Genomic DNA, 26,131 nt, shown 5'->3' on the forward strand with positions numbered 1-26,131 from the left:
GCAAAGCGACCGATCCTTCAGCCAATGCGCATTCAAGATGCCGGAAAATCCGCACATCGCCAGCGTCCATGTCGCCGCAATGAAATACCGGACGCCACGCCTCCAGCACAAGTTTCTGAATGGTCGGCCGCGAGGGGAAACCGCCCTAATAGATGACAAGCGCAGGCTCGGAGGGAGCGGCCTCCCAGACATATCGGACGAATGACGTGAAATTCTCGATTGTCAGCACATAATGCGGTCTGCCCGCCAGAGCGATCATTGTCACCACAGTCCGTGTATTCCTATAAATGGCATCGGCGGAAAGGGGCGCCGCTCAACGCTCACATCACCGTGCAGCAATATGGGTGGGGCTGGCAGGCGGGGCGCAAGTTTACCCAAGGCGACTTCAGCTTCAACGAGCATCGATGGCGCCCGCTATTGGCGCTGTATCGCCATCTCGAACAGAATCTCGCCGCGATGGACGCGGTGTGGGAAGGCGGCTTCGAACAATGGTATGAGGGCAATGCGTCGATAGCGCAAAGCTACAAGGAATTGTCCCAGGCGGACCGAAAACGCATTGCCGGCCATGTCTGCACACTGCTGGCGGCACGCGAGGCGAGCGACAGCGACATTGTCGGCGCCGACCGGAAATTCCCGCGCAAAGCCGGTGTCCTCAAGGTATCGCCAAGATATTGACGGCTGGGCACGATTATCGCTCGAACAGGCGATCCGCCAGCGCCTCGCGCGCCTGCCACCCGCGCTGCTCCAGTTCGGGTGTGGCGCATGGCCCGTCCGGATAGCCGATGCAGAGCAGGGCGATCAGGCTCCAGTGGTCTGGAACATCGAGCATCGTCCTGACGGTGGCCGGATCGACGATCGACACCCAGCCCAGCCCGACACCCCGCGCCCGTGCCGCCAGCCACAGGGTATGGATCGCCATCACGGTCGAATAGCGCAGCATCTCATGCATGGTCGCGATGCCGAGCCCATGGCCCGTGTCGGGATGTTCTTCCGAAAAGACCGCGAGCAGTTCGGGCGCCTCACGCACGCCATGCAGCTTGAGCGAGAGATAATGGGCGCGCTGGTCGGCGTCCGCATAGCGATCGGCGGCAGCGATGCGCTGCCGGTCAATATGGTCGGCGATCTGCGCCTTCAGGTCAGTTGAGCGGATCCGCACCAGACGCCAGGGCTGCGCATTGCCGACCGAAGGCGCCAGGCTAACCGAAGCGAGCAGCGCCTGCATGACAGGCTCCGGCACCGGATCGGTCCGAAAATGCCGGACATCGCGGCGCCAGCACAGCAGCGCGTCGAATTGCTCCAGAAAAGTGGCGTCGAAATCGGGCGGCGCTGTGCTCAAAATTCGATGCCCTTCTGCGCCTTCACGCCCGACCGGAAGGGATGCTTCACCATCACCATGTCGGTTACGAGATCGGCTGCCTCGATCAGGGCATCGGGCGCGTTGCGTCCGGTGATGATGACATGCTTCATCGTATCCCGCTCCGTCACGGCCGCCAGCACTTCGTCCAGCGGCAGATAGTCATAGCGTAACACGATGTTGAGTTCGTCGGCCAGCACCATGTCATAGGCCGGATCGGCGATCATCCGCTTCACTTCCTCCCAAGCCTCGCGCGCCACCGCGACATCGCGCGAACGATCCTGCGTGTTCCAGGTGAAGCCCTCGCCCATCGGCTTGAACTCGATATTGTCGGGGAAGGCGTCGAACACCGCCTTTTCGCCGGTCGCCATGGCGCCCTTCACAAACTGGACGACACCGACCTTCATGCCATGACCGATAGCGCGCACCACCATGCCGAGCGCCGCGCTGGTCTTGCCCTTGCCCTTGCCGGTGTGGACGATCAGCAGCCCCTTTTCCTGGGTCTTGTTAGCCATGATCTTGGCCTGCGCCGCCTGCTTCTTGCGCATCTTCTCAGCATGGCGCGCTTCGTCGACCTGCGTCATCCTCTTTCCTTCCGCATCAGATAGACATCCATGATCCAGCCGTGCCGCGCCCGTAGCGCCGCCCGTTTAGCAACGATCCGGGGGCCGACCGACTCCAGAGACCCGGCGATCAGCGCCTGATGCGCCATGCCGAGATAGGCGCCCCACCAGATATGCACGCCGGTCGGGTCAACCACCTGAAACGCGCAGCCGCCGTCCAGCATCACCGCGACGCTATCCGCCTGCGCCGGCCAGCCATGATCGCGCAACTGCCGCCCGGTGGTGATCACCACCGGCTCAGCCAGCGCATTCAAGGTGATGGCATGGGCAGCGGTCAGGGCGTGGAGGCTGCTGATGCCCGGAACCACCGACACGCGCAATGCCATGCCCTGCGCGCGGAGCCGGTCGGCGATCCGCAATGTACTGTCATAGAGCGAGGGATCCCCCCAGACGAGCAGGGCCAGCCGACCACCGTCAGGCAGGTGCACGGCGATCTGTTCGGCCCAACAGGCCGCGATCGCATCATGCCAGTCCTGCACCGCGCCCAGATAATCGCCCTGCTGCCGCCGCACCGGGAGGTCGAACTCCACCGTCCGGGTCGCACCGGTAAGGACGCGCGCGCACATATCGCGCCGCACCGCGATCAGGTCCGCCTTCTCCCCCCCCTTGCGCGGCAGCAGGATGAGGTCGGCAGCGTTCATCGCCCGGATCGCCGCCAGTGTGAGCTGGTCGGGATCGCCGGTGCCGATGCCGATCAGGGTCAGGTCGATCATGGGGCCGGCGCAATCATGTGGAAGAAGGTGCCGGTCACGCGGCCGCGATACGATCCGGTTTCAGCGACGGCGACGCCATCGGCATCAGTGACATGGGCCAGTGGCGCGTCGGGCTGGTCGAGGATGGTGGAATAATGGAACTCATGCCCGCGCAGCGTCGTGTCGGCGGCCATGCCGGCGATGGGCGCGAGCAACCGGGCATGACGATAGCCCAGATGCATCCGCCGCTGGGCATAGCTGGTGACGAGGCCGAGCAGCCCGGCCATGGCATGACGCTGCCCATCCTTGTCGATCAATGCTTCGCCCAGCACCATATAGCCGCCGCATTCGCCATGCACCGGCCGGGTCCCCGCATGATGGTGCAACGCCGCCAGAAAGCGTGAAGCGGATGCGATCGGCCCGGCATGAAGTTCGGGATAGCCGCCCGGCAGCCAGACAAGGTCGGCGTCGATCGCCGGTGCCTCGTCCGCCAGCGGCGAGAAGGGCAATATCTCTGCCCCCGCGCGACGCCAGCCTTCCAGCAGATGGGGGTAGGTGAAGGAAAAGGCCGCATCCCGCGCCAGCGCGATACGCTGGGCGGGCGGGATCGGCAGGCGTCCAGCCGCACCGCCGGTCAGCCCTGCCGCCGCTATGTCTCGGATAACGGCCAGATCCGCGTGATCGCGCAGGAAGGCGGCATAGTCGGCGATCGCCCGATCGAGATCGGGATGCTCGACCGCCTGCACCAGCCCCAGATGCCGTTCCGGCAGGGTCAGATCGCCGCGCCGGGGCAGTGCGCCAAGCACGCGGATGCCCGCCGCCTCCATCCCCCGGCGCACCAGTCGTTCATGGCGTGGGCTGGCGACGCGATTGAGGATGACCCCGGCAAAGGGCAGGTCGGGATCGAAGCGCGCAAAGCCCATTGCCGTCGCCGCGGCGGACTGCGCCTGCCCCGACACGTCGATCACCAATATCACCGGCCAACCCATGCGCCGGGCGATGTCGGCGCTGGCGCCATACCCGGTCCCGCCGGCGCTGGCGACGCCGTCATACAGGCCCATCGATCCTTCGGCGAGGATCATGTCCGCCCCGCTCGCCTCCGCAGCGATGGCGTCGATCAGGCCCGGCGTCATCGCCCAGCTGTCGAGGTTGAAGGAGGCCCGACCACAGGCCGCGCGGTGGAAGGCCGGGTCGATATAATCCGGCCCGCTCTTGAACGGCTGAATGGCCAGCCCATCCTCGCGGAGCGCGCGCAGCAGGCCCAGCATCACCGTCGTCTTGCCGGTGCCGGAGGCCGGGGCGGCGATCATCAATCCTGGGACGGTCATTCGTTCACTCCCGTAAAAGGCGAGTCTGCCGATCGCGGCCGGAAACGCCGGTCATAATCGGGCGCATAAAGGCTGCTTTCGCCGAAATCCTCGGCCGCCAATACCTGTCCCACCAGGATCAACGCCGTGCGCTCCATGCTGCCGGCCACCGCCTGTTCGATGGTGGACAGCGTGCCGCGCACGATCCGCTGGTCGGGCCAGCTTGCCCGCCACACCACTGCGACGGGGCAGTCAGGCCCGTGCGTCGGCAGCAGGTCCGCGATCACCTGCGCCAGATTATGGATCGACAGATGGATGGCGAGCGTTGCGCCGGTCGCACCGAAGGCCCCCAATGCCTCGCCCGGTGGCATCGCGCTGGAGCGCCCCGGCGTGCGGGTCAGAACCAGCGACTGGGCAAGGCCGGGCAGAGTCAGTTCCGCCTGCAATGCGGCGGCGGCGGCGGCAAAGGAGGGCACGCCCGGCGTCACCTCATAAGGGATGTCCAGTGCGCGCAGCCGCCGCAACTGCTCACCCATCGCCGACCAGACCGACAGGTCGCCCGAATGGAGCCGCGCCACATCCTGCCCCGCCGCATGGGCCGCCGCCATTTCGGCGATGATACCGTCGAGCGAGAGCGGCGCGGTGTTCACGATCCGCGCTCCGGGCGGGCAATGGTCGAGCAGCGCCTGCGGCACCAGCGAACCGGCATAGAGACAAACCGGCGAGGCCGCGATCCGATCGCGTCCGCGCAAGGTCAGCAGGTCGGGCGCGCCGGGACCGGCGCCGATGAAGTGGATGGTCATGATTGCGGTCCTCTGGCGATGGCGCAGGTCGCCATGCGATCGGGGGCGATGAAACGGGGGACGAGAAGCAAAGCGCCGGGGCCCGCGGCGGCAAGTGCAGCCGCTTCGCTCACGCTGCCGGTGCCGCGCGCGGCCATGCTCGCGGTCGAGCGGGTCTGCGTTTCGGCTGCGGCCAGCGCGTCGGGCGCAATGCCGGTCAGTGGCAGGCCGAGCCTCTTGGCGAGCGGCGCGAGCAACGCCAGTTTGTCCTCAGGCGCGGCGAGCAGGGTTACGGGCGGCGCGCTGCGTTGTGCGCCCTCCAACGCCGCGCGCAGCGACGCCTCCGTCGCGCCCGCGCGGAAGCCGAAGCCAGCGACGATCATAGCGTCACGCTCCACTGCACCAGCGGATAGCTCGCCCGCCAACCGCGGCGCGATCCGATCGGCGCGACCTCTGCCAGATCGATGCGCAACAGATGCCCGCCCTTGTCCGCCTGCCACTGCGCCAGCAGCGCTTCGGACTCCAGCGTCACCGCATTGGCGACCAGCCGACACCCCATCGACAGCCGCGCCCAGAGCGCCTGCAGCAGAGCCTGTGACAGGCCGCCGCCGATAAAGACGGCATCGGGCTGTCCTTCGGGCAGGGCTTCGGGTGCGCGGCCGATCCGGACATCGATCCGGTCGACGCCCAGAGCCGTGGCATTGGCCGCCACCCGCATCGCGCGTGCCGGATCGGCTTCCAGCGCCACGACATGGTTGGCGGGATGAGCGAGCAGCCATTCGATCCCGATCGAGCCTGACCCCGCACCAATATCCCACAGCAGTTCGCCCGGCCTCGGCGCCAGCGCGGACAGGGTTAGCGCGCGAACCGGCCGCTTGCTGATCTGCCCGTCATGATCGAACCAGTCGTCGGAAAGGCCCGATGCGCAGGGCAGCACTCTGCCCCCGCCGGTGCAGTCGATTCCCAGCGCCACCGGATGCGCCACATCCTCCGGCACCGTCGCATCGGCACGCACCGTTCGCACGCGTTCGCGCGGGCCGCCCAGCGACTCCAATATGTACAGCGTCGACGCGCCGAAGTCCTGCCCGGTCAGCCAGGCGGCCACCTCGCGCACCGCCGCGCCGTCCCGCAGCAGCGCGACGATCCGCCGTCCCGGCGCGAGATGCGGTCGCAGCCGCATCACCGGCGCGGCATGGATCGCGACGCAGGCCATGTCCTGCAACGCCCAGCCCAATCGCGCCGCCGCCAGCGAAAATGTGGAAGGCACGGGATGCGCCACCCATTCTTCCCGCTCCAAATGCCGCGTCAGGCTGCTCCCCGCGCCGAACCAGAAGGGGTCGCCCGACGCCAGCACTACAACCGCCCGTCCGCGCTCCGCCAGCAATAGAGGGACGCCGTCGGCGAAGGGGACTGGCCATATCAGCGTCCGCCCTCTATGCTCGTCCAGCAGCGCAAGATGCCGGGCCGGTCCCATGACCAGTTCCGCCGCATCGATCGCCGCGCGGGCCGGTGCGGCCAGCCCGTCCCATCCATCCTCGCCGATGCCGACGATCGTCAGCCATGGCCGTGCCGGACTTTCAACCACGCGCAACATCCTGATATTGGGCGGCACCACCGAAGCGAGCGCGCTTGCCCGCCTGCTGACCGAGCGTGGCGAACGGGCGACGCTCAGCTATGCCGGCCGGGTCGACAGCCCGCGCCCGCAGCCCGTGCCGGTGCGGATCGGCGGTTTTGGCGGCGCGGAGGGGCTGGCCGACCATCTGCGGGTGCAGGGCGTGACCCATCTGGTCGATGCCACCCATCCCTTCGCCGCGACGATGAGCGCCAATGCAGTGACGGCCGCGCGCATGGCCGGCGTCGCCCATGTCGCGCTGACCCGCCCGGCCTGGCGCGCCACGGCCGGGGATCGCTGGACCCATGTGCCGGACCTTGCCGCGGCTATCGCGGCGCTCGACGGCCCCGCGCGCCGGATCATGCTGGCGCTCGGCCGGATGCACGCGGACGCCTTCGCCGCGCAGCCGCAGCATTTTTATCTCCTGCGCTTCGTCGACCAGCCGGCCACACCGCCGGCCTTGCTCCATTACCATCTGGTTATCGATCGCGGACCATTTGACGTGGTAAGCGACATGCACCTGATGCAGGCGCACGGCATCGATCTCATCCTCAGCAAGAATGCCGGCGGCACGGGCGCGCGGGCCAAGCTGATCGCCGCGCGCAACCTCGGCCTGCCGGTGCTGATGATCGATCGCCCCGCCTTGCTCGACCGGCTGGAACTGCATGATCCCCGCGCCGTGCTGCACTGGATCGATCATGGCGCCGACCGGGGCGTGTAAAGGATCGGTGCGCCCTCACGGGGGATAATCCGCGTCAGGCTCGACCCGATAATGACGACCGTCCGCATGTCCGCCATGTCGGGCGTCGCCTGCGACAAGGGCACGATGCGCAATGCCTCTTCCGGCGTCGACACGGCCCGCGCGAACAGGACAGGGCGATCGTCACCGCTCGCATCGCGTAGCAGGTCGAGCGCACGGGCAAAGCCCTCCGGTCGCGCCTTCGACCGGGGATTGTAGAGGGCGATCGCGAAATCCGCCTCGACCGCCAGTCGCAACCGCCGCTCCACCAGCGCCCAGGGCTTCAGATTGTCCGACAGGTTGATGGCGCAGAAATCATGACCCAGCGGCGCCCCCGCGCGCGCGCTCGCCGCCAGCATCGCCGTGATGCCCGGCAGCACACGGATGTCGAGCGCGCGCCAGTCGTCCGGCCCGGCCTCCAGCGCCTCGAACACTGCCGCCGCCATGGCGAAGATGCCGGGATCGCCCGACGACACCACGACCACGCGCCGCCCCGCCGCTGCCATCTCCAGCGCATGGGCGGCCCGCTGGCGCTCCACCCGATTGTCGGACGGATGCAGGGTCAGCCCCTCACGCGGCGCGATCCGCGCGACATAGGGGATATAGCCGACCACGTCGGTCGCCTCCGCCAGCGCCGCCGTCACTTCGGGCGTCACCAGCGCCTCGTCGCCCGGTCCCAGCCCGGCTATAGCGATCCACCCGCTCATGGCCGACGGCCCTGTCCGTGGATCAGCAGGATCGAGAAATAGGGCGTGACGCTCTCCGCCTGCCCCAGCGGCGTCACCTTCTGTTCGGGCATGGCGGCATATTCGACCAGCCACGCCTCCGCTTCGCGCCCCGCCGCCGCGACCGCGCGGCGCAGCTTGGGCAGGTTTCGGCCGATCTTCATCACCACCAGCGCGTCGGTGTCCCGGATGCGGCGGGCCAGATCCGCCTCCGGCAGGGTCGCCATCAGCACTGTCAGCACGTCGTCGCCCCAGGTGATCGGCGCGCCGCTGGCGGTCCATGCGCCCGCCATGCCGCTGATCCCCGGCACGATCCGCACCGGCACGCTGCCCGACAACCGGCTGTGCAGGTGCATGAAGGAGCCGTAGAAAAAGGGATCGCCCTCGCACAGCACCACGACATCCTCGCCCGCCTGCGCCAGCGTGGCGAGCCGTTCGGTGCAGTCGGCATAGAAGGTGGAAAGGCATTCATTGTAGCGCGGGTCGCTGAGCGGAATTTCGGTCGTCACCGGATATTCCATCGCGATCTCGACCACATCGGGCCGCAGCATCCCCTCGACGATGCGCCGCGCCTGCCCCGGCCGGCCGGCCTTGCGGAAATAGGCGACATGGCGCGCGTCCCGCACCAACCGGTCCGCGCGGACGCTCAGCAGATCCTGCGCGCCGGGGCCGAGGCCGACGCCGTGAATGGTGCCCAACATGTTGCTCATTCCGCGCGGCTCGCCAGCGCGTTCACCGCCGCGACGGTGATGGCGCTGCCGCCCAGCCGCCCATCGACGATGCAGCAGGGCACGGGCTGTTCCTTCCAGAGCGCTGCCTTGGATTCCGCCGCACCGACGAAGCCGACCGGGCAGCCAATGATCGCCGCCGGACGTGGGCAATCCGGGTCGGACAGCATGTCGAGCAGATGAAACAGGGCGGTCGGCGCATTGCCGATGGCCACCACAGCGCCCCCAAGATGCGGCCGCCATAGTTCCAGCGCGGCGGCGGACCGGGTGTTGCCGATCGCCTGCGCCAGTTGCGGCACGGACGGATCGCCCAGCGTGCAGATAACTGAATTGTTCGTCGGCAGCCGCGCCCGCGTCACCCCTTCAGACACCATGCGCACATCGCACAGGATCGGTGCGCCGCCGGCTAACGCCTCGCGCGCCGCTTCGGCAAAGCCGGGAGAAAAGCGGATATGCGGCGCCAGTTCCACCATGCCGGCGGCATGGATCATGCGGACGGCCACCGGCTCTTCCTCGGCGGAAAACCGCCCGAGCGCCGCCTCCGCCCGGATGATGGCGAAGGATTGGCGATAGATCGCCGCACCATCGGTTTCATAGACATGCGGCATCAATATACTCCCAGATAGGCAAGCAGGGCGGGCATATCCATGCCGGCCCGCACTGGCGGCGATCCCGCTTTGGCGTTCTTCGCGATATCGTAATGGCCGTCCCTGCCGGTGATGCAGAGATGGGCGGCGGTAGCGCATGCGCAGCCCTTGGCGCAGCCCGAGACATGCAGGCGCCCGTCGACATGCGGGGCGATGCGCTGCGCCAGCAGGCGCGTCTCGACGCTTGCCTGCGGACAGCGCGGCTTTCCGGGACAAGCATCGACACGCAGCAGCGGGTCGAGCGGGTCGTGCAGCAATCCCCGGATCGGACGCCCTGCATCGCCCTCGACGATCAGCGTCCGCCAGGGGGTGAGGCGGACCGCACCAGTCGCCAGTTCCGCCAGCGTCGGCGCCTCGATCTGCCCGAACGGCACGCCATAGGCAAAGCCGAGCGGATGGGCGCCGGCCCGGACCGGGATGACTGCACTGGCAGGCGCGATATGGCCCTCCGCCCAATCAGGCAAGCGCGCGTCATGTCGCGCCATGCGCCCGGCCGCAGAGCCGCCGCTGGCGACGAACCAGTGCGCCAGCGCTATCAGCGCATCGACCTCCCGCCCGACAATGACGTCCACGCCCAGCGCCCGACCGTCCGCGCGCAGGATCAAGCCGCCATGCGCCCCGCGCTCGATCCGAAAATCGCCCGCTTCCCCTATCAACTGCGGCGCATGGCCTGCATCGATGACAAAGCCGATTTTTGCCGGCAACTCCGGCAATTCGGCCAGCCGCCCGATTAGTTCTTCGGCGACCCGCGCCGTGTCGTCGCCCGCTTGCCACTCTGGCGCCACCATCAGAGACCGCCGTGCTTCCATCCTCGGATCGGCATTTGTCAGTCCCAGCGACACCAGCCGTTCGACCAGCGGTCGCCAGCCCTGTTCGCTCACCCCCCGGATTTGCAGGTTCGCGCGGCTGGTCAGGTCGATCAGCCCATTGCCATGGATCGCAGCCGCTTCGCTCAGCCCAATCAGTTGCGCCGCGTTGATCCGCCCCAACGGCGGCCGCACCCGCACCAGCAGGCCATCGCCCGCCGCCATCGGATGCCAGGCATCGGGGCACCAGCCCTTCACCATACTCATGGCGCATCCCCCAGGCTGGCGAGGATCGAGTTGCGCCGCGTGCGCCACAGGCCGGCGGCCAGAAGCGCGGCAAAGCGCGCCTCCATCGCCGCCAGCGCGCCGGGATTAGCCTGCGCCAGGAAATCGCGCACCGCCGCCTGCCCGATCGTCGCATCATGATAGAGGTCGAACAGATGGTCCGGCACGCCTCCGGCTAGATGGGCGAACGCGCCCAGATGGTCGAGCGTCGCCGCCAGTTCCGCTCCGCCGCGAAAGCCGTGCCGCATCATGCCCTCGACCCAGCCGGGATTGGCCGCCCGCGCCCGCACGACGCGCGCGATCTCCTCGGCCAGCGGCCGCGCGACCGGCCGTTCCGGGTCGCGCGCATCGAGATGGTAGAGCGCGGCCCTGCCCCCTGTCACACCCTGCGCGGCGGCAAAGCCAGCCTCATGCGCGGCATAGTCGGCTGCCAGCAGCAGGTCGGTTTCGGGCAGATCCTGCGCATGGACGAAGGCGTCGGCGGCGGCGACGCGCGCGCGCAGGCCCGCATCATCCGCCTCGTCGCGATCCAGCGCATGGCGCGATGCCGCCAGCCACGCTTCCCCTGCCGCGCGCCGGCTATCGGCGGTGTAGCTGTCGGCGGCATCGCCCATGTTGAGGCCGTAGCGCCCCGGCTCCGGGCCATAAACGCGCGATGCCTGCGCGGCGCCGACGAAGGGGTTCCAATCGGTTGGCTCGTCCCGTTCGCACAACGCCCGCACCGCTTGCCCGAACAGCAAGGGCAAGGTCGGGAAGGCATCGCGGAACAGGCCCGACACGCGCAGGGTCACGTCGAGGCGTGGCCGGTCCATCATCGCGAGCGGCAGGATTTCCACTCCCTTCACCCGCTCCGACGCCAGATCCCAGACCGGCTTCGCGCCCAGCAGGTGCAGCGCCATGGCATAATCCTCGCCCGCCGTGCGCATCGTCGCCGATCCCCACAGGTCGACCACCAGCCCCCTGGGATAGTCGCCCTGGTCCTGCAAATGGCGGCGGATCAGTTCCTCCGCCAGCCGCACGCCCTGCGCATGGGCGGCGCGGGACGGAACGGCGCGGGGGTCGACCATGAACAGGTTGCGCCCCGTCGGCAGCACATCGGACCGGCCGCGATGCGGCGAACCGGACGGACCGGGCGCGAGCCGACGCCCATCCAATGCCGCCAGCAGGCCCGCGCGCTCGGCCGCGCCCTGTTCGCCCCGACCGAAGACATGCAGGCCATCGCCATACTGGCTTTCCTTGATGTCGCAAACGAAGCGGTCGATCCGGCTGATCGCCTCCGCCGGGGACATGGCGGCGTCGATGCCAAGGTCCGCCTCCAGCCCCAGCGCCCGCGCCTCGTCGCGAATGTCCGCCTGCAATCGTGTTCGTCGCGCCGGGTCGAGGCCATCGGCGTTGGAAAATTCATCGAGCAAAGTCTCGATCCGCCCCAACCCCGCACCCTCGCGCGACGGTGCGAGCGGCGGCGGCGCGTGACCAATCGTCACCGCGCCGGTCCGCCGCTTGGCCTGCGCCGCCTCGCCCGGATCGTTTACGATAAAGGGATAGAGTAACGGCGTCGGGCCGACCAGCGCCTCCGGCCAGCAGGCATTGGAAAGCGCAACCGCCTTGCCGGGAAGCCATTCCAGCGTGCCATGCGCACCCATATGGACCAGCGCGTCGATCCCTTGCTCCCGCAGCCAGAGGTAGAAGGCGACATAGGCATGGCGCGGGCAATGTGACAGGTCGTGATAGTTCTCGACCCGATCGACGCTCAGCCCCCGTTCGGGTTGCAGCGCCACCAGCACGCCGCCGCGCCGCACAGCCGAAAAGGCGAAGGCGCCATCCTGCGCGGCCGGATCATCCTCCGGTTCTCCCCAGGCCGCATGGAGGTCATCGCGCAACGATGCGGGCAAGGTCGCCAGCGCGTGGCGATAGTCGACCAGCGGCCAATATAGCCGCTCGACCTGAAGCGCACCCACCAGATCGCCCGCAGCCTCGACAGCATAGCCTGCCGCCGAAAGATCGCTCAGGATCGCCTCGGCCGATGCGATCGCATCCAATCCCACGGCATGGGCCATCTGATGTGCCTTGCCGGGATAGGTTGACAGGATCATCGCCAGCCGCCGCGCCGCCGCCGGTGTCGCAGCGAGCCGCACCCAGGCGATCACCCGCTCCACGATCGCATCGATCCGCGCCGGATCGGCCCGGTGCGCGCCGCGCACGAACTCCAGCGCGGCGTCGCGGACCTGCGCTTCCTTGAAACTCGCCACGCCCGCGAACAGCCGCCCATCGACTTCGGGCAGCACCACATGCATGGCGAGATCCGCCGGTGAAAGCCCGCGTGCCGATTCCTGCCAGGCCTGCCGCCCGGATGTCGCCAGCGCCAGTTGGAAGACGGGCACCCCTGCTCCGTCGAGCGGCGTCTTGCCATCCTCGCCCCGCGCCGAAAAGGCGGTGGCATTGACGATCGCGGCAGGACCGAACACGCGCACCCAGCGCGCGATCCAGCCGCGTATGTCGTGCGGTTTGAGCGATGGGGCGAACAGACCGATCACATCGAAACCGCGCGCGGCGAAGCTGTCGCGCAAGGCCTCGAACGGGTGCATGTCGGCAGCGGTCAGATAGGATCGGTAGAAGACCAGAAGGATGCGGGGGCGCACCGCCGTCAGCGCAAAGGCTGCGGGGCATGTCACGTCACCGTCCCAAGCGCCTACAATCGGCAAGGAGGGCGTCACCCCGGCAGGGCCGTCGATCAGCCCCGTTTCCCGCGCCAACAAGCCGAGCGCCGCCTGCGCCGCCGCCGCGCCGCCCTCATCGCAAAGCCGTGCCAGCGCTCGCAGCGTTTCGACCGGTACGGTCGACGCCGCATCCAGCCGCGCATCGGGGCGACCATCGGCCGGCAACACCGCCAGCGCAATCCCGCGCGTCCGCGCCATCGCCTCGACCTGTTGCAGCCCATAGCTCCAATAGGATGCGCCGCCGATCAGCCGGATCAGGATCGCCTTAGCGCCCGACAGCGTCCGGTCGATATAGGTATCGACCGACAGAGGATGCGCCAGCGTTGCCAGATTAGCGAGCCGCAGGGTCGGCAGCCCGCCCTGCGCCCGATGCCATCCCTCCGCGAACGCTCCCAGGTCGCTGTCCGAAAAGGACAGCAGCACGAGATCGGCGGGCGTCTGCCCCAGATCCTGCGGGACAGCCGCCTCCTCGATCCCGTGGGTCTCGCGGAAGATGACATGCATGTCGCGGGATCAGTCCTGAAGGACTGCCCGGATCGCCGCTGGGTCAATGCGATCATGCTCGGCGATCACGACCAGCTGCGTCGCGCGCGCCTCGCCTGGACGCCAGGGCCGGTCATATTGGTGGCGGACGCGCGCGCCCACCGCCTGCACCAGCAGCCGCATCGGCTTGCCGGCAACGGCAGCATAGCCCTTTACCCGCAATATCTGCTGTTCGCGCGCCAACCGGTCAATACGCGCCACCAGATCGGCCGGATCGGCAATGTCGCCCAGCGTGACGACGATGCTGTCGAAATCCTCATGCTCATGATCCTCCTCGCCATCATGGTGCGAGGGACGCGCCGCCAGATCATCTTCGGCCGCCGCGCCAAGGCCCAGCACGACGCGCGGATCGATCACACCGTCGACCAGTTCGACCACGGGCAGCGGCCGGGGCGTTTCCGCCGCGATCACCGCGCGCGCAGCCGCCACGCCTTCCGGCCCGGCCAGGTCCGCCTTGGTCAGCAGCACCATGTCAGCACAGGCAAGCTGATCCTCGAACACTTCGGACAGGGGCGTTTCATGATCGATGCCCGGATCGGCGCTACGCTGGGCGTCCAGCGCCGCCAGATCGGGGGCGAACCGGCCGTCCGCCACCGCCTCCGCATCGGCGAGCGCGATCACGCCATCGACGGTGATGCGCGACCGGATCGCCGGCCAGTCGAACGCCTTGAGCAAGGGCTTGGGCAGCGCCAACCCGGATGTCTCGATCAGGATATGGTCGGGCCGCGGTTCCAGCGCCAGCAGCGCCTCGACCGTCGGGATAAAATCGTCGGCCACGGTGCAGCAGATGCAGCCATTGGCCAGCTCGACGATATTTTCCGCCGGGCAATCTGGGATGGCGCAGCTTTTGAGGATATCGCCATCGACCCCCAAAGTGCCGAATTCATTGACAACGACGGCCAACCGCCGCCCACCCGCATTGCGGATCAGATGGCTGATGAGCGTGGTCTTACCCGCGCCCAGAAAGCCGGTGACGATGGTCACGGGCAATTTTGCAAGATCGGTCAACCCGACAGACTCCCCCGCGCCGAACGACGACGGGCGGGGGCTTGCCGACGCCCCGATGGACGCCAGCCGGCGCGCGACGACGGGCGGGCGCGACGGCGCCCGGCATCCCGCACCGTGCAGCCCCAGCCACACGATTTCGTCGCTCAGACGGAAAACCTACCGTGCCCCGGCCATCCCCTGGACCAAAGCAAGAGCGACCAGACGCCGGCAGGTCTCCTGGCTCGCGGGTCAGGGCTTGATGCACACCTTCCCGGACCGTTGGGTCCAGTGGCCGCCCTCGACAAGAGGGCCTGTGCATCGCGCTCGCCGCTTACAGTTGCAGGGACAGCCGCGGAATTGAAGGTCAAAACCCCCTCACCGCATTCCCATTTGAAGCCCCTTGCGGGGCACCGGCGCGATCAACAACCGATGGAATATCCCATCGATCACGGGGGTGCATAGCTGCGCTTTGCCCCCTTGCCAAGCGGCACCCATGACATGGGGCCTACCGTCCTTGGGAATAGGGCAAAAAGGGCGTGACGGTCATCCCGCCACGCCCTTCCCTGCGACCCCGAAGGGATTTGAAGCATTTGCTATTCCGGGCGGAACACCCGGCGACTCGGACCGTCCGGGTCGAAGGCTCAGCCCAGCTGAGTCTCCAGTTCGCCCAGCACACGATAGCAGTCGAACACCTTGGCGACGCTCGAATTGGGATCGCGGCCTTCGCGGATTGCGCTGACGAATTCGCGGTCCTGCAATTCGATGCCATTGTTGGAGACGGCGACGCCGGCGAGGTCGATCGGCTCTTCCTTGCCATTCACCAGATCGTCGTAGCGGGCGATATAGGTGTCGGTGTCGCCGATATAGCGGAAGAAAGTGCCGAGCGGCCCATCATTGTTGAAGGACAGCGACAGGGTGCAGATCGCGCCCGTCTCGCTCTTCAGCTGGATCGACATGTCCATGGCGATGCCCAGTTCCGGGTGGATCGGTCCCTGCATGGCGTGCGCCGCCACGATCTTGCCCGCCTGATAGGCGAACAGATCGACCGTATGCGCGGCATGATGCCACAGCAGATGGTCGGTCCAGCTGCGCGGCTCACCCTTCGCATTGATATTCTTGCGACGGAAGAAATAGGTCTGGACGTCCATCTGCTGGACGTTGAACTCGCCGGCCTGGATGCGGTTGTGGACGAACTGGTGCGACGGGTTGAAGCGGCGGGTGTGGCCGACCATGCAGGTGAGGCCGGTTTCCTTCTGCTTGGCCAGAACGGCCTGTGCATCCTTCCAACTATCCGCCAGCGGAATTTCGACTTCGACATGCTTGCCCGCGTCCATGCAGGCGATCGCCTGCGCCGCGTGCATCTGGGTGGGGGTGCAGAGGATCACCGCGTCGACATCGTCGCGCGCCAGCGTCTCGTTGAGGTCCGTGGTGACATGGCCGATGCCATATTTCTCCGCGACCTTCTTCGTCGCGTCCAGTTCGCGGCCGATAATCGAGGTGACGGTCACACCGTCGATATTCTTGAGACCGTCGAGATGCTTTTCGCCAAAGGCGCCGGCACCGGCCAGGGCAATACGCATGGGAAACTCCGTATCTTAACTCCCCTCCCTTTCCAGGGATGGGTTGGGGGTGGGTACGATTGCATCAGCAATCGCCATTGACCTATGTGGGATAGGCTGGACGCTCGCTGCGCTCGCGACCCACCCCAACCCCTCCCTAGAAAGGGAGGGGCTTTATTTTCGCTACTCCGCCGCGACCGCCGTCACGCCGCTGCCGGCCATGTCCAGTCCCTCGCCATTGTCGGGACGCAGCACCAGATGGCCGATCGCGGTGTTGGAACAGGGCACATGATAATGGCGGTGCAGCGCGCGGGTCTTCTTGCCCAGCGCCCCGCGCATGATCAGCCACATCACCATCTCGATGCCTTCGCTGCCCGTTTCGCGCAGATATTCGATATGCGGGATGCGGCGCAGATGGTCACTGTCGCCGATCAGCCCGTCCAGGAACATATTGTCCCATTCCTTGTTGATCAGGCCCGCACGCGGCCCCTGCAACTGGTGGCTCATGCCGCCCGTGCCCCACACCTGGACGTTCAGATCCTCCGGGAAGCTCTCAACCGCCTTGCGCACCGCCTCGCCCAGCGCCCAGCAGCGATTGCCCGACGGCGGCGGATAGGTGACGACATTGACAGCCAACGGCACGACCTTGCACGGCCAGGCGTCTGGCTTGCCGAACATCATACTGAGCGGCACCGTCAGGCCATGGTCGACGTCCATCTCGTTGATGATGGTCATGTCGAACTCATCCAGGATCAGGCTCTGCGCCATGTGCCAGGCAAGGTCGGGATGCCCCTCCACGTCCGGCACGGTGCGCGGCCCCCAGCCTTCGTCGGCCGACTTGTAGCGCTCGCCGCAGCCGATCGCGAAGGTCGGGATGATCTTCATGTCGAAGGCGGAGGCATGGTCGTTATAGACCAGCACGACGACATCGGGCTTTTCGGCTTCTTCCCACGCGCGAGTCCAGTCGTAGCCCGCAAAGATCGGCCCGAAATACTCGTCGCGATCTTTGTTGAAGTCGGACGCCACGCCCAGCAGCGGCACATGGCTCGACGCCACGCCAGCGGTAATCCGCGCCATATCAGCGATCCTCTTTCTTCGCGGCGGCTGCCGCTTCATTGGCTTTGATTGACCGCACGCCCTCGGGCGAGCGGCCACCCTGCATCATCATCTCGCGATATTCCGGGAATTTCATGTCGGTCATCGTGCTGACCGCTTCCGCGAACGGAATGCCATCGGTCGAAAACAGCTTCGACAAGAAATAGACATTCCCGCCCAGGTCGAGGCAGCGATTATAGTCGCGCGCCAGCAGCGCCTGCTTCTGGTCCTCGGTCAACGGCCATTCGTCCATATAGGCACGCTCGTCCGCCTTGAACTTCGCGCGGTTCTCGGCGTTCATCAGGCTCATCGCGAACTGGTTGATATGATAGCCCACACGGGCGCGCGCGGCGGTGAAGACGCGCGTGCCGGGGATATCTTCCATCTCGGCCAGATATTCGTGGATGTCCTGATGCTTGGGATCTTCTGTTATCATAGTCCCCTCTCCTTCAATTTTGCGTCGAGACGCGGGAAGACGCGACGGGCATTGCCTGCGAAGATCGCGGCGCGCTCCTCGTCACTGATCTCCAGCGCATCGACATAGCGTTTGGTGTCGTCGAAATAGAAGCCGGTGGTCGGGTCGATGCCACGCACCGCGCCGACCATTTCCGACCCGAACAGGATATTCTTGTTCTCGATCACGTCTGCCAGCAGATCGACGCCCGGCTGGTGATAGACGCAGGTGTCAAAAAAGATGTTGTTCATCAGGTGCGTCGAAAGGTCGGGCTTCTTGAGCATGTCGGCCAGACCGCGATAGCGACCCCAATGATAGGGCACCGCGCCGCCGCCATGCGGGATGATGAAGCGCAGCGTCGGGAAATCCTTGAACAGGTCGCCTTCCAGCAACTGCATGAAGGCGATCGTGTCGGCGGCAATATAATAGCCACCGGTCGCATGCATCGCCGGATTGCAGCTGCCCGACACATGGATCATCGCCGGCACGTCCAGCTCGACCATCTTCTCGTAGAAGGGATACCAGTATTTGTCGGTCAGCGGCGGATGGGTGAAATGGCCGCCGCCCGGATCGGGATTGAGGTTGCACCCGATGAAGCCCAGCTCGTTGACGCAGCGCTCCAGCTCGGCGATCGAGTTGCTCATGTCGGCCTTCGGCGACTGGGGCAGCATGCACACGCCGACGAAAGTCTCGGGAAACATGGCCACGACACGCGCGATCAGGTCGTTGCAGCGGATCGCCCATTCCTTGGCCACCGCCTCGTCACCGACATGCGGCGCCATCGCCGACGCGCGGGGGGAGAAGATGGTGAGATCCGCGCCGCGTTCCTTGATCAGACGCAATTGGTTCGCCTCGATCGTCTCGCGGATTTCCCCGTCGCTGATCTCGGGATAGGGCGGACAGGGCGTGCCGGCCTTGAACGCCGCCTTCTGCTCCTCACGCCAGGCGTCGTGCCCCTTGGGCAATACGGTATAATGACCGTGGCAGTCGATAATCAGGCTCATGCACTCAACCTCAAAATATCGTTCATTCGGAAAGAAAATTCAGCTTGCCCGTCAGCCCTTCGGGCGGCGCCTTCATGCCCAGCGCGCCGATCGCCCGCTGCCGCGCGACCGTGCCGCGCGTCAGCGCCGCGCCGGTGCCCAGACCTTCGAGCGTCTTGACCACTTCCTCCATCTCGGCGGCGCGGCGGGTGCCATGCACCAGCATCCGGTCGAGATTATAGTCCGCCCGCGCCGCCCAAGGCCGGGCCTTTTCACTCGCATCGAGCGAAGCCAGCACTTCGTCCAGCACGTCCGCCGCATCCGCCGCAAGCACGCACTCGGCGGTCAACGCCTCGATCCCCTTGACCATCACCGACCGGATCATCTTGATCGACGAGGCCCGGCCGACGCCTGCACCGACAACGCGGCTGTTGGTGAAGCCCAATGTGCGCAAAAGCTGCTCCGCTTCCCCGGCCCGCACGCCGCTCAACAGCAGCGGGACGTTGAGCCGCGCCGGATCGACCGGCGCCATCACCGCAACGTCGACATAATGGGCGCCTGCTACCTCGATCGCCTGCGCCGCCGCCTGCTTGGTCTGCGGCGCGACGCTGTTGAGATCGCAATAGAGCGCACCCGGTGCGATCAGCGCAGCGGCGGCTTCCGCCACGGCCAGCGCCTGATCCGCCGTCACCAGCGACAGGATCAGTCCAACCTTGCTGAGTGCACCCGCCAGAGCGAGCGCCGGCGACACGCCAGCATCGGCATAGGCCACCAGCATCGCATCGCGCGTCGCGGCATCATCCGTCTTGATATCAAAAACATGGGCGACTTCAGCCCAGTCCCCTGCCAGTGCAAAGGTAGACCCCGCTTCGCCGAACCCGATCAGACCAACTTCCTGCTCCATGACGGCAACGGATGACGCATCGGGCGAAGGGCGACCAATCGAATCCACCATGAATCCATAAGAATTTACGAACTCATATCTCCGGCGGATGCTTCGACGGCCGCCATGAACTGCTGCTGGAGGCGGGTCGGCCGCCAGTCGGCACGGGTCGTCAGGCCAATCGTCCGGCTGATCGCGCCTGGCGCCGGACCGATGTCCGCCAACAGCCCCGCCTCCAGTTCCAGCGCAAGTTGGTCATAGGACAGGAGCGTCAGATAATCGCCGCCGACCAGCAATTGCCGGATCGTCATCACCGACCCGCATTCGATCGGCACGGCGGGCAGGTCGCCGCCCAGTTCCGCAAATATCGCCCGCCATAATTGGCGCAGCGGCGTGCCTTCGGGCGGCAATATCCACGGAAAACGACGCAGCGCATCGGCGTCCCAGCCCTGTTCCAGCGGATGGCCACGTCGCGCCAATATGGTCGGCCGATCCTCGAACAAGGGCCGTTGGCCAAGGTCGAGCGCCAGCGCTGGATCGCGCAACGCGCCGATCATCATGTCGATCTCGCCATCGCGCAGCGGCCCCACCAGTTCGGCGTGCGAGCCTTCATGGACCGATATGTCGACCTGCGGAAAATCGGCGCGAAAACGGGCGATGGCGTCGGGCAGCAGCCGCGCGCGCGACAGCGGCATGGCCCCGACGAGAATGCGCCCGCCCTCTTCCCCCTTCAGGTCGGCCAGGTCCTCCAGCCCCTGCCGCAATTCCGCCAGTGCCAGCCGCAACCGCTGCGCCAGCGCCATGCCTGGCTTGGTCAGCGTCACCCCCCTGCCCCGCCGGTCGACCAAGCGGCTGCCTACGGCCAGCCCCAGATCGCCGACCGCCCGATGCAGGGACGGCTCCGCCACGCCCGTGACGGCGGCGGCGGCGGCATAGCTCCCCGCCCGCGCCAGCGCGACGAAGGCACGCACCTGCGCCGCCGTGACCCGGTTGCTGCCGATCAGCCGCAACGCCACGTCGATGCGCGGCTTCAGTCGCAGCGCCGCCTCCAGCGCCGCCATGCCGCCGGGCTGGCGGTCGAACAGCCGCACGCCCAGTTGCGCCTCCAGCTTGGCGATGCCCTGCGTCACCGCCGGCTGGGTCAGATTGACCGCGCGCGCCGCCAGGCTGACGCTGCCCTGATCGACGACGGCGGCCATGGCGGCAAGGTGACGGATATTGAACTGATCGGGTTGCATGTTTGATGATTATCAAAATTTAATGGGCTTGCGCCAGAACGGATTTGAGCATTGCCACGAAGCTGTCCATGTCGCTGTCCATCTTGGGAGAAGGAGCCGTTCCATGTCCAACGTCGTCGTCCAGAATATCCAGCGGGCGGACCTCTCCGTCATTGATGGCCTTGCCAAGTGCGGGGTCGCGACCGTCCATGAAGCGCAGGGCCGCACCGGCCTGCTCGCCCCTTATATGCGCCCGATCTACAGCGGCGCACGCATCGCCGGCAGCGCCGTCACCATCTCGGCCGCGCCGGGCGACAACTGGATGGTCCATGTCGCGATCGAGCAGTTGAAGGAAGGCGATATCCTCCTTCTCGCGCCGACCAGCCCGTGCACCGATGGCTATTTCGGCGACCTGCTCGCCACCTCGGCGCAGGCGCGCGGTTGCCGTGGCCTGATCATCGACGCAGGCATCCGTGACGTGCGCGACCTGACGCAGATGAACTTCCCCGTCTGGTCGAAGGCGGTTCACGCGCAGGGTACGGTCAAGAATACGCTCGGGTCGGTCAACATCCCGGTCGTCTGCGCCAACGCGCTGGTCAATCCCGGCGACGTGGTGATCGCCGACGATGACGGCGTATGCGTCGTTCCTCGCGCCGATGCCGCTGCCGTCCTTGAAAAGGCGCAGGCTCGCGAAGCCGCCGAGGAAGCCAAGCGCGTTCGCCTCGCCGCCGGAGAACTGGGCCTCGACATCTACAATATGCGCCCGCGTCTGGAAGAGATGGGCCTGAAATATATTTGAAATCCCAAGCTTCGTTCGGTTCGAGCCTGTCGAGAACCGGCGCGCGGAGTTCTCGACAGGCTCGAACCGAACGGAGGTTTGACGTGACAGATTTCACCCAAAGCCGTGTCATGTGGATGCGCGGCGGCACGTCCAAGGGCGGCTATTTTCTCGCCGAGGATCTGCCGTCCGACACGGCAGCGCGCGACGCCTTCCTGCTGCGCGTCATGGGATCACCCGACCCACGCCAGATCGACGGCATGGGCGGCGCCGATCCGCTGACCAGCAAGGTCGCGGTCGTGAAGAAGTCGGAGCGCGAGGGCGTCGACGTCGACTATCTCTTCCTTCAGGTCTTCGTCGACCAAGCGATCGTCAGCGACGCGCAGAATTGCGGCAATATCCTCGCGGGCATCGGCCCCTTCGCGATCGAGCGCGGTCTTGTCGCCGCGCGGACAAGCGAAACCCGCGTCGCCATATTCATGGAAAATACCGGCCAGATCGCCATCGCCACGGTGGAAACGCCGGGCGGCAAGGTGCGCTATGACGGCGAAGCGAAGATCGACGGCGTCCCCGGCAGCGCCGCGCCGATCCCGCTGGAGTTTCGCGACACCGCCGGCTCCTCCTGTGGCGCGCTGCTCCCGACCGGCAATGCGGTCGATGAAGTCGAGGGCGTGCGCGTCACGCTGATCGACAATGGCATGCCCTGCGTTGTCATGAAGGCGCAGGATGTCGGCGTGACCGGCTATGAGGACCGCGACACGCTGGACAATGACACAGCGCTCAAGGCGCGGATCGAGGCGATCCGCCTCGCGGTCGGCGAGCGGATGAATCTCGGCGACGTCAGGGAAAAGTCGGTGCCCAAGATGATGCTGGTCGCCCCGCCCCGCAATGGCGGCGCGGTCACGGTGCGCAGCTTCATCCCGCATCGCGCCCATGCCTCTATCGGCGTGCTCGGCGCGGTCAGCGTCGCCACCGCCTGCCTGATCGAAGGATCGCCCGCGGCCGAAGTCGCGTCGGTCCCCGAAGGCAATCGCAAGACGCTGTCGGTCGAGCATCCGACCGGTGAAACGACCTGCGTCATGGAACTGGACGAAAGCGGCGCCGTCACCAGCGCCGCCATGCTGCGCACCGCGCGCAAGCTCATGGATGGAGAGATTTTCGCATGACAGATCGTATAACCAGCTGGCACGGCAATCCATCGAAGCCACGCCATATCCCGCCGGCCGGCGCGATCGACGCCCATTGCCATGTCTTCGGTCCGATGGCGGAGTTCCCGTTCAGTGCTAAGGCCAAATATCTGCCCGAGGATGCCGGTCCGGACATGCTGTTCGCGTTGCGCGACCATCTGGGTTTCGACCGCAACGTCATTGTCCAGGCCAGCTGCCATGGCACCAACAATGCCGCGACACTGAACGGCATCGCCAAGTCCAATGGCAAGGCCCGCGGCGTCGCCGTGGTCGATCCCGCCATTTCGGAATCCGAACTCGTCGCCCTGCATGACGGCGGCATTCGCGGCATCCGCTTCAATTTCCTGAAGCGTCTGGTCGACGACGCCCCCAAGGACAAGTTCCTCGACGTCGCCAAGCGGCTGCCTGCCGGATGGCATGTCGTCATCTATTTCGAGGCGGACATATTGGACGAGTTGCGCCCCTTCATGGATGCGATCCCGGTGCCGCTGGTGATCGATCATATGGGCCGCCCCGACGTGACGCAGGGACCGGACGGGGCCGACATGAAGGCGTTCCGCGCTTTCCTGAACAGCCGTGACGATATCTGGTTCAAGGCCACCTGCCCCGATCGGCTCGACCCGACAGGCGATCCATGGAACGCTTTTGCCGACGCCGTCGCCCCGCTGGTCGCGGACTATCAGGACCGTGTCCTGTGGGGCACGGACTGGCCACACCCCAATATGCAGGACAATATTCCCGACGACGGCCATCTGGTCGACATGATCCCCCGGATCGCGCCGACCGAAGAGCTTCAGCGCAAGCTGCTCATAGACAATCCGATGCGTCTCTACTGGCCGGAGGAACTGGCCTGAACGATCGCACGCGCCACCGGCACGAACGGACCGATGGCGCACCGCCCTACGACCCGGTCTGGCGCAACAGCTGTTGCGCCCGGCTGAGATGCGGCCGGTCGAGCATACGCCCCTTATAACCGATCGTACCCGCGCCAGGGTGGGCCGCAAAAAGCGCCACAACCGCCTGAGCCTCGGCAATATCCTCTTCCTGGGGCGAGAAAGCGGCGTTGATGACATCGACCTGCGCCGGGTGGATCGCCAGCATGCCACGATAGCCGTCACGGCGCACCTTTTCCGCCCGCACCTTCAAGCCGTCGAGATCACGAAAATCGCCGTGGATCGTCTCGATCGCGGCGACATTGGCGGCGGCCGCACCCAGCAGGCACAGGCTGCGGGCCAGTTCATAGGTAAATCCATAGCTGCCGTCGGGATTGCGGTTGCTGCTGGCGCCGATCGAATCCGCCAGATCCTCCGCCCCCCAGCTCAATGCCACGACACGCGGCGCATCCTTATAGTCGCTCGTATGGAACATCGATTCCGCTGTCTCCGTGACGAGGACGATCAAGGGCGTAGATCCTTCCGCTATGCCATTCACCACTTCCAGCGCGGAAAGATAATGGTCCAGTCGCTCCACATCGGCCCGGCCATTGACCTTGGGCAGCATCAGGCCGCCCGGCCGCGCCGGCATGACGGCGACCAGATCCTGGAGCATATATGGTCCGTCGAGCGGATTGATCCGGATCCAGAGACGATCGCGCCCATCCGCCCGCGCCGCCAGAGCATCATGCACCATTTGACGGGCCTGCGCTTTATTGTCCGGTGCGACGGCATCTTCCAAGTCGAAGATCACGATATCCGCCGCGCTGTCGGCTGCCTTGGCCATCTTCTTCTCGCTGTCTCCCGGTGCGAAAAGCCAGGAGCGCAGCCTTGCGGGCGGCGTGGCGGTCATCATCATCTCCTTTGATTATATTATCCGGCTTCGCGCGGTTCGGGATTATTCCAGCGGCTCGCCGGGCCAGGTTTCGGTGTCGATCTGCGCCTGGGCGGATTTGGGATAACGCGGTCCGGACACAGCCTCGAAAGTGAAGAGCGCATCGACCGCCGCAAAGACATCAGCCGGCAGATCAAGTGTCAATGTCGCCAGATTCTCATCCAGATGGACGGTGCTGGTCGTGCCGGGGATCACCACGATATTGGGCCGGCGCGAAAGAACCCATGCCAGGCTCAGTTGCGCCATGGTGCAACCCACCTGATCCGCGATGGCCTTGAATTGCCCGGCCAATGCGAGATTGCGTTCGAGATGCGGCGACTGGAAACGGGGCATGGCTCCGCGAATATCGCCTTTGGGAACTCCCGCCGGACCGACACCGCCCGCCAATACACCCCGCGCGACTGGAGAAAAGGCCACGAAGCCGACACTCAGCTCGACGCACGCATCCAGCACAGCGACTTCCGCATTGCGCGTCCACGGGGAATATTCCGTTTGCATTGCCGCAATGGGATGGACGGCATGGGCACGCCGCAACGTCGCTGCCGACATTTCGGACAGGCCGATCGCGCCGATCTTTCCGCTCTCCACCGCCCGCACCAGAGCGCCGACAGACTCCTCGATCGGCACGTTCGCATCGAGCCTGTGGAGATAGTAGAGGTCGATATGCTCGACATTCAGCCGCCGCAGCGAATCCTCCAGCGTGGCGGTGATCGCCTGCGGCGAACCGTCCAGTCCACGCTGGCCATCCTTGCCCCCCAGCACGCATTTACTGGCCAGCACGAACTCGTCGCGCCAATCCATCAGGGTGCGGCCAAGCAGCTCCTCATTGGCGCCGAAACCATAGAGCGCGGCGGTATCGAAAAAATCCACGCCCTGGTCGAGCGCATGAAGAAGCAGCTTTTCCGCCTGGCGCGGTTCGGGGCGCGGCAGATAGGCATGGCTCAGATTCATGCAACCGAGGCCGACGGGCGACAGGGTGAAGGGGCCAATGGCTCGGGGCGACGACAAGACAGTCATGAGGCGCGGATGATCCTGTTTCCGGTCGGGGATGACCCGCCATAGCGAGGCTTGTCCGCCAATTCCAGCCATGAACATGCGCCGGCTTTCCTCTCGACCGGCGCCCCGCGACCAAGGCCATCAGGCTCCAAGGCAGACTATGGGTCAGGAACGACTTCCATGTCGTAGACCAGCACTTTCTGCCAGAGATGCTCGCAGGATTTGACGAATGCCTGATGGATCGGATGGTCTTGATAGGCCTTCTGGTCCGTCGCACTGTTGAAATGCATCAGTTCCGACACATCATAGCTGGCGTCCACCACATCGCGCCTTTCCGTGCCAGCGGGCACGCCGATCTGTAGCTTGCGGATGATCGGAATATCCTTGAGCATTCGCAGGCCCGCGATCAACTGGTCGCGATCGGCTTGGGATCCGGGTGTTTTAAGCCAGAAGAAGACATGATGCACCAGCCTCGCCTCCTCCGGCGGCGGCGCCGCCTTGGCCGAAGACAGGGCTGCGCCTACGCCACCCATCGCCATCATGGCGGCCATTTCCCTCCTGCTGGTCTTCACGATATCATTCCCTCGCAATGAGGGTGGAGCTTC

27 protein-coding genes and 1 riboswitch are annotated in these 26,131 nt (G+C 66.1%); of the genes, 5 read left to right on the plus strand and 22 right to left on the minus strand.

The window, feature by feature from the left end:
- The first annotated feature begins 258 nt into the window (after positions 1–258).
- Complete coding sequence (locus DM806_RS18105; protein ID WP_179044569.1) at positions 259–675, plus strand: hypothetical protein; 417 nt, start codon at positions 259–261, stop codon at positions 673–675.
- Positions 676–688: 13 nt separating this feature from the next.
- Here DM806_RS18105 and bluB read toward each other — a convergent pair whose 3' ends face one another.
- Genes bluB through cbiE form a run of 7 tightly spaced genes read right to left on the minus strand, consistent with a single transcriptional unit; the run spans position 689 to position 6,343 of the window.
- Entirely contained in the window at positions 689–1,336 is a 648-nt protein-coding gene (gene bluB / locus DM806_RS18110) for a 5,6-dimethylbenzimidazole synthase (RefSeq protein WP_179044570.1), read from the minus strand.
- A complete protein-coding gene (cobO, locus tag DM806_RS18115) occupies positions 1,333–1,938 on the minus strand; it encodes a cob(I)yrinic acid a,c-diamide adenosyltransferase (protein ID WP_179044571.1) in 606 nt (201 codons plus the stop codon). The genes bluB and cobO overlap by 4 nt, the downstream gene beginning before the upstream one ends.
- Positions 1,935–2,690, minus strand: coding sequence for a precorrin-6A synthase (deacetylating) (gene cobF / locus DM806_RS18120; protein ID WP_179044572.1), 756 nt, complete (start codon positions 2,688–2,690; stop codon positions 1,935–1,937). Before cobF ends, cobO begins: the two co-directional genes overlap by 4 nt.
- Entirely contained in the window at positions 2,687–3,997 is a 1,311-nt protein-coding gene (locus DM806_RS18125; RefSeq protein WP_179044573.1) for a cobyrinate a,c-diamide synthase, read from the minus strand. The genes cobF and DM806_RS18125 overlap by 4 nt, the downstream gene beginning before the upstream one ends.
- Positions 3,994–4,779 (minus strand): precorrin-4 C(11)-methyltransferase, encoded by a 786-nt coding sequence (gene cobM / locus DM806_RS18130; RefSeq protein ID WP_179044574.1) that lies wholly within the window; start codon positions 4,777–4,779, stop codon positions 3,994–3,996. Before cobM ends, DM806_RS18125 begins: the two co-directional genes overlap by 4 nt.
- Entirely contained in the window at positions 4,776–5,141 is a 366-nt protein-coding gene (locus tag DM806_RS18135) for a cobalamin biosynthesis protein (RefSeq protein WP_179044575.1), read from the minus strand. Before DM806_RS18135 ends, cobM begins: the two co-directional genes overlap by 4 nt.
- Positions 5,138–6,343: a precorrin-6y C5,15-methyltransferase (decarboxylating) subunit CbiE gene (gene cbiE, locus DM806_RS18140; protein ID WP_372859618.1), complete on the minus strand. Its 1,206-nt coding sequence runs from the start codon at positions 6,341–6,343 to the stop codon at positions 5,138–5,140. The genes DM806_RS18135 and cbiE overlap by 4 nt, the downstream gene beginning before the upstream one ends.
- On the opposite strand from cbiE, the gene DM806_RS18145 reads away from it, so the two are divergent.
- A complete protein-coding gene (locus DM806_RS18145) occupies positions 6,300–7,091 on the plus strand; it encodes a cobalt-precorrin-6A reductase (RefSeq protein WP_179044577.1) in 792 nt (263 codons plus the stop codon). The genes cbiE and DM806_RS18145 overlap by 44 nt on opposite strands.
- Here the strand turns inward: DM806_RS18145 and cobJ are convergent.
- The 12 genes from cobJ to DM806_RS18205 form a co-directional block, all read right to left on the minus strand.
- Positions 7,067–7,816, minus strand: coding sequence for a precorrin-3B C(17)-methyltransferase (gene cobJ, locus DM806_RS18150; protein ID WP_179044578.1), 750 nt, complete (start codon positions 7,814–7,816; stop codon positions 7,067–7,069). The two genes, DM806_RS18145 and cobJ, sit on opposite strands and share 25 nt — an antisense overlap.
- The gene (gene cobI / locus DM806_RS18155; RefSeq protein ID WP_179044613.1) at positions 7,813–8,535 is read right to left on the minus strand and encodes a precorrin-2 C(20)-methyltransferase; all 723 of its coding nucleotides are present in this window, start codon (positions 8,533–8,535) and stop codon (positions 7,813–7,815) included. Before cobI ends, cobJ begins: the two co-directional genes overlap by 4 nt.
- Before the next feature lie 5 nt (positions 8,536–8,540).
- Positions 8,541–9,170 carry a precorrin-8X methylmutase gene (locus DM806_RS18160; RefSeq protein WP_179044579.1) on the minus strand — a complete coding sequence of 210 codons (630 nt, stop codon included), beginning with the start codon at positions 9,168–9,170 and terminating at the stop codon, positions 8,541–8,543.
- Complete coding sequence (locus DM806_RS18165; RefSeq protein ID WP_179044580.1) at positions 9,170–10,282, minus strand: cobalamin biosynthesis protein CobG; 1,113 nt, start codon at positions 10,280–10,282, stop codon at positions 9,170–9,172. Before DM806_RS18165 ends, DM806_RS18160 begins: the two co-directional genes overlap by 1 nt.
- Positions 10,279–13,521 (minus strand): cobaltochelatase subunit CobN, encoded by a 3,243-nt coding sequence (cobN, locus tag DM806_RS18170; RefSeq protein ID WP_179044581.1) that lies wholly within the window; start codon positions 13,519–13,521, stop codon positions 10,279–10,281. Before cobN ends, DM806_RS18165 begins: the two co-directional genes overlap by 4 nt.
- Positions 13,522–13,530: 9 nt before the next feature.
- Positions 13,531–14,568, minus strand: coding sequence for a cobalamin biosynthesis protein CobW (cobW, locus tag DM806_RS18175; RefSeq protein WP_179044582.1), 1,038 nt, complete (start codon positions 14,566–14,568; stop codon positions 13,531–13,533).
- Positions 14,569–14,757: 189 nt separating this feature from the next.
- Positions 14,758–14,977: riboswitch (cobalamin riboswitch) on the minus strand.
- A gap of 211 nt (positions 14,978–15,188) precedes the next feature.
- Entirely contained in the window at positions 15,189–16,127 is a 939-nt protein-coding gene (locus tag DM806_RS18180; RefSeq protein ID WP_179044583.1) for a Gfo/Idh/MocA family oxidoreductase, read from the minus strand.
- Between the two features lie 162 nt (positions 16,128–16,289).
- Positions 16,290–17,183: a class III extradiol dioxygenase subunit beta gene (locus DM806_RS18185; RefSeq protein WP_179044584.1), complete on the minus strand. Its 894-nt coding sequence runs from the start codon at positions 17,181–17,183 to the stop codon at positions 16,290–16,292.
- Between the two features lies 1 nt (position 17,184).
- Positions 17,185–17,637, minus strand: a complete 453-nt coding sequence (gene ligA / locus DM806_RS18190; protein WP_093017341.1) for a protocatechuate 4,5-dioxygenase subunit alpha — start codon at positions 17,635–17,637, stop codon at positions 17,185–17,187.
- The gene (locus DM806_RS18195; protein WP_179044585.1) at positions 17,634–18,659 is read right to left on the minus strand and encodes an amidohydrolase family protein; all 1,026 of its coding nucleotides are present in this window, start codon (positions 18,657–18,659) and stop codon (positions 17,634–17,636) included. The genes ligA and DM806_RS18195 overlap by 4 nt, the downstream gene beginning before the upstream one ends.
- Positions 18,660–18,681: 22 nt before the next feature.
- Entirely contained in the window at positions 18,682–19,542 is an 861-nt protein-coding gene (locus tag DM806_RS18200; protein ID WP_179044614.1) for an NAD(P)-dependent oxidoreductase, read from the minus strand.
- 65 nt (positions 19,543–19,607) lie between these two features.
- On the minus strand, positions 19,608–20,759 hold the full coding sequence (locus DM806_RS18205) for a LysR substrate-binding domain-containing protein (RefSeq protein WP_179044586.1): 1,152 nt from the start codon (positions 20,757–20,759) through the stop codon (positions 19,608–19,610).
- Between the two features lie 103 nt (positions 20,760–20,862).
- On the opposite strand from DM806_RS18205, the gene ligK reads away from it, so the two are divergent.
- The 3 genes from ligK to DM806_RS18220 all read left to right on the plus strand — a co-directional run bounded on the left by ligK (position 20,863) and on the right by DM806_RS18220 (position 23,557).
- On the plus strand, positions 20,863–21,537 hold the full coding sequence (gene ligK, locus DM806_RS18210) for a 4-carboxy-4-hydroxy-2-oxoadipate aldolase/oxaloacetate decarboxylase (protein WP_179044587.1): 675 nt from the start codon (positions 20,863–20,865) through the stop codon (positions 21,535–21,537).
- 110 nt (positions 21,538–21,647) lie between these two features.
- Positions 21,648–22,682, plus strand: a complete 1,035-nt coding sequence (locus DM806_RS18215) for a 4-oxalomesaconate tautomerase (RefSeq protein WP_179044615.1) — start codon at positions 21,648–21,650, stop codon at positions 22,680–22,682.
- Complete coding sequence (locus DM806_RS18220; protein ID WP_179044588.1) at positions 22,679–23,557, plus strand: amidohydrolase family protein; 879 nt, start codon at positions 22,679–22,681, stop codon at positions 23,555–23,557. The genes DM806_RS18215 and DM806_RS18220 overlap by 4 nt, the downstream gene beginning before the upstream one ends.
- 46 nt (positions 23,558–23,603) lie before the next feature.
- Here the strand turns inward: DM806_RS18220 and DM806_RS18225 are convergent, their stop codons facing one another.
- The 3 genes from DM806_RS18225 to DM806_RS18235 form a co-directional block, all read right to left on the minus strand.
- On the minus strand, positions 23,604–24,488 hold the full coding sequence (locus DM806_RS18225) for an HpcH/HpaI aldolase/citrate lyase family protein (RefSeq protein WP_256869379.1): 885 nt from the start codon (positions 24,486–24,488) through the stop codon (positions 23,604–23,606).
- Between the two features lie 45 nt (positions 24,489–24,533).
- Complete coding sequence (locus DM806_RS18230) at positions 24,534–25,547, minus strand: aldo/keto reductase (RefSeq protein ID WP_179044617.1); 1,014 nt, start codon at positions 25,545–25,547, stop codon at positions 24,534–24,536.
- 137 nt (positions 25,548–25,684) lie between these two features.
- On the minus strand, positions 25,685–26,098 hold the full coding sequence (locus DM806_RS18235) for a Dabb family protein (protein ID WP_372859622.1): 414 nt from the start codon (positions 26,096–26,098) through the stop codon (positions 25,685–25,687).
- Between the last annotated feature and the right edge of the window lie 33 nt (positions 26,099–26,131).

The organism is Sphingobium lactosutens, assembly GCF_013393185.1.
Taxonomy (GTDB): Bacteria; Pseudomonadota; Alphaproteobacteria; order Sphingomonadales; family Sphingomonadaceae; genus Sphingobium; species Sphingobium lactosutens_A.

Bases quoted from the DNA above. Each gene is read 5' to 3' on its own strand.
- cobO (WP_179044571.1), bottom strand. From the start codon at position 1,938: ATGACGCAGGTCGACGAAGCGCGCCATGCTGAGAAGATGCGCAAGAAG.
- DM806_RS18180 (WP_179044583.1), bottom strand. From the start codon at position 16,127: ATGCGTATTGCCCTGGCCGGTGCCGGCGCCTTTGGCGAAAAGCATCTC.
- DM806_RS18145 (WP_179044577.1), top strand. From the start codon at position 6,300: ATGCCGACGATCGTCAGCCATGGCCGTGCCGGACTTTCAACCACGCGC.
- ligK (WP_179044587.1), top strand. From the start codon at position 20,863: ATGTCCAACGTCGTCGTCCAGAATATCCAGCGGGCGGACCTCTCCGTC.
- DM806_RS18230 (WP_179044617.1), bottom strand. From the start codon at position 25,547: ATGACTGTCTTGTCGTCGCCCCGAGCCATTGGCCCCTTCACCCTGTCG.
- cobJ (WP_179044578.1), bottom strand. From the start codon at position 7,816: ATGAGCGGGTGGATCGCTATAGCCGGGCTGGGACCGGGCGACGAGGCG.
- DM806_RS18205 (WP_179044586.1), bottom strand. From the start codon at position 20,759: ATGCAACCCGATCAGTTCAATATCCGTCACCTTGCCGCCATGGCCGCC.
- DM806_RS18225 (WP_256869379.1), bottom strand. From the start codon at position 24,488: ATGACCGCCACGCCGCCCGCAAGGCTGCGCTCCTGGCTTTTCGCACCG.
- cobN (WP_179044581.1), bottom strand. From the start codon at position 13,521: ATGCATGTCATCTTCCGCGAGACCCACGGGATCGAGGAGGCGGCTGTC.
- cobF (WP_179044572.1), bottom strand. From the start codon at position 2,690: ATGATCGACCTGACCCTGATCGGCATCGGCACCGGCGATCCCGACCAG.
- DM806_RS18195 (WP_179044585.1), bottom strand. From the start codon at position 18,659: ATGAGCCTGATTATCGACTGCCACGGTCATTATACCGTATTGCCCAAG.
- DM806_RS18215 (WP_179044615.1), top strand. From the start codon at position 21,648: ATGTGGATGCGCGGCGGCACGTCCAAGGGCGGCTATTTTCTCGCCGAG.
- DM806_RS18160 (WP_179044579.1), bottom strand. From the start codon at position 9,170: ATGCCGCATGTCTATGAAACCGATGGTGCGGCGATCTATCGCCAATCC.
- DM806_RS18220 (WP_179044588.1), top strand. From the start codon at position 22,679: ATGACAGATCGTATAACCAGCTGGCACGGCAATCCATCGAAGCCACGC.
- DM806_RS18185 (WP_179044584.1), bottom strand. From the start codon at position 17,183: ATGGCGCGGATTACCGCTGGCGTGGCGTCGAGCCATGTGCCGCTGCTG.
- DM806_RS18125 (WP_179044573.1), bottom strand. From the start codon at position 3,997: ATGACCGTCCCAGGATTGATGATCGCCGCCCCGGCCTCCGGCACCGGC.
- DM806_RS18200 (WP_179044614.1), bottom strand. From the start codon at position 19,542: ATGGAGCAGGAAGTTGGTCTGATCGGGTTCGGCGAAGCGGGGTCTACC.
- cobM (WP_179044574.1), bottom strand. From the start codon at position 4,779: ATGACCATCCACTTCATCGGCGCCGGTCCCGGCGCGCCCGACCTGCTG.
- cobI (WP_179044613.1), bottom strand. From the start codon at position 8,535: ATGTTGGGCACCATTCACGGCGTCGGCCTCGGCCCCGGCGCGCAGGAT.
- DM806_RS18165 (WP_179044580.1), bottom strand. From the start codon at position 10,282: ATGAGTATGGTGAAGGGCTGGTGCCCCGATGCCTGGCATCCGATGGCG.
- ligA (WP_093017341.1), bottom strand. From the start codon at position 17,637: ATGATAACAGAAGATCCCAAGCATCAGGACATCCACGAATATCTGGCC.
- DM806_RS18135 (WP_179044575.1), bottom strand. From the start codon at position 5,141: ATGATCGTCGCTGGCTTCGGCTTCCGCGCGGGCGCGACGGAGGCGTCG.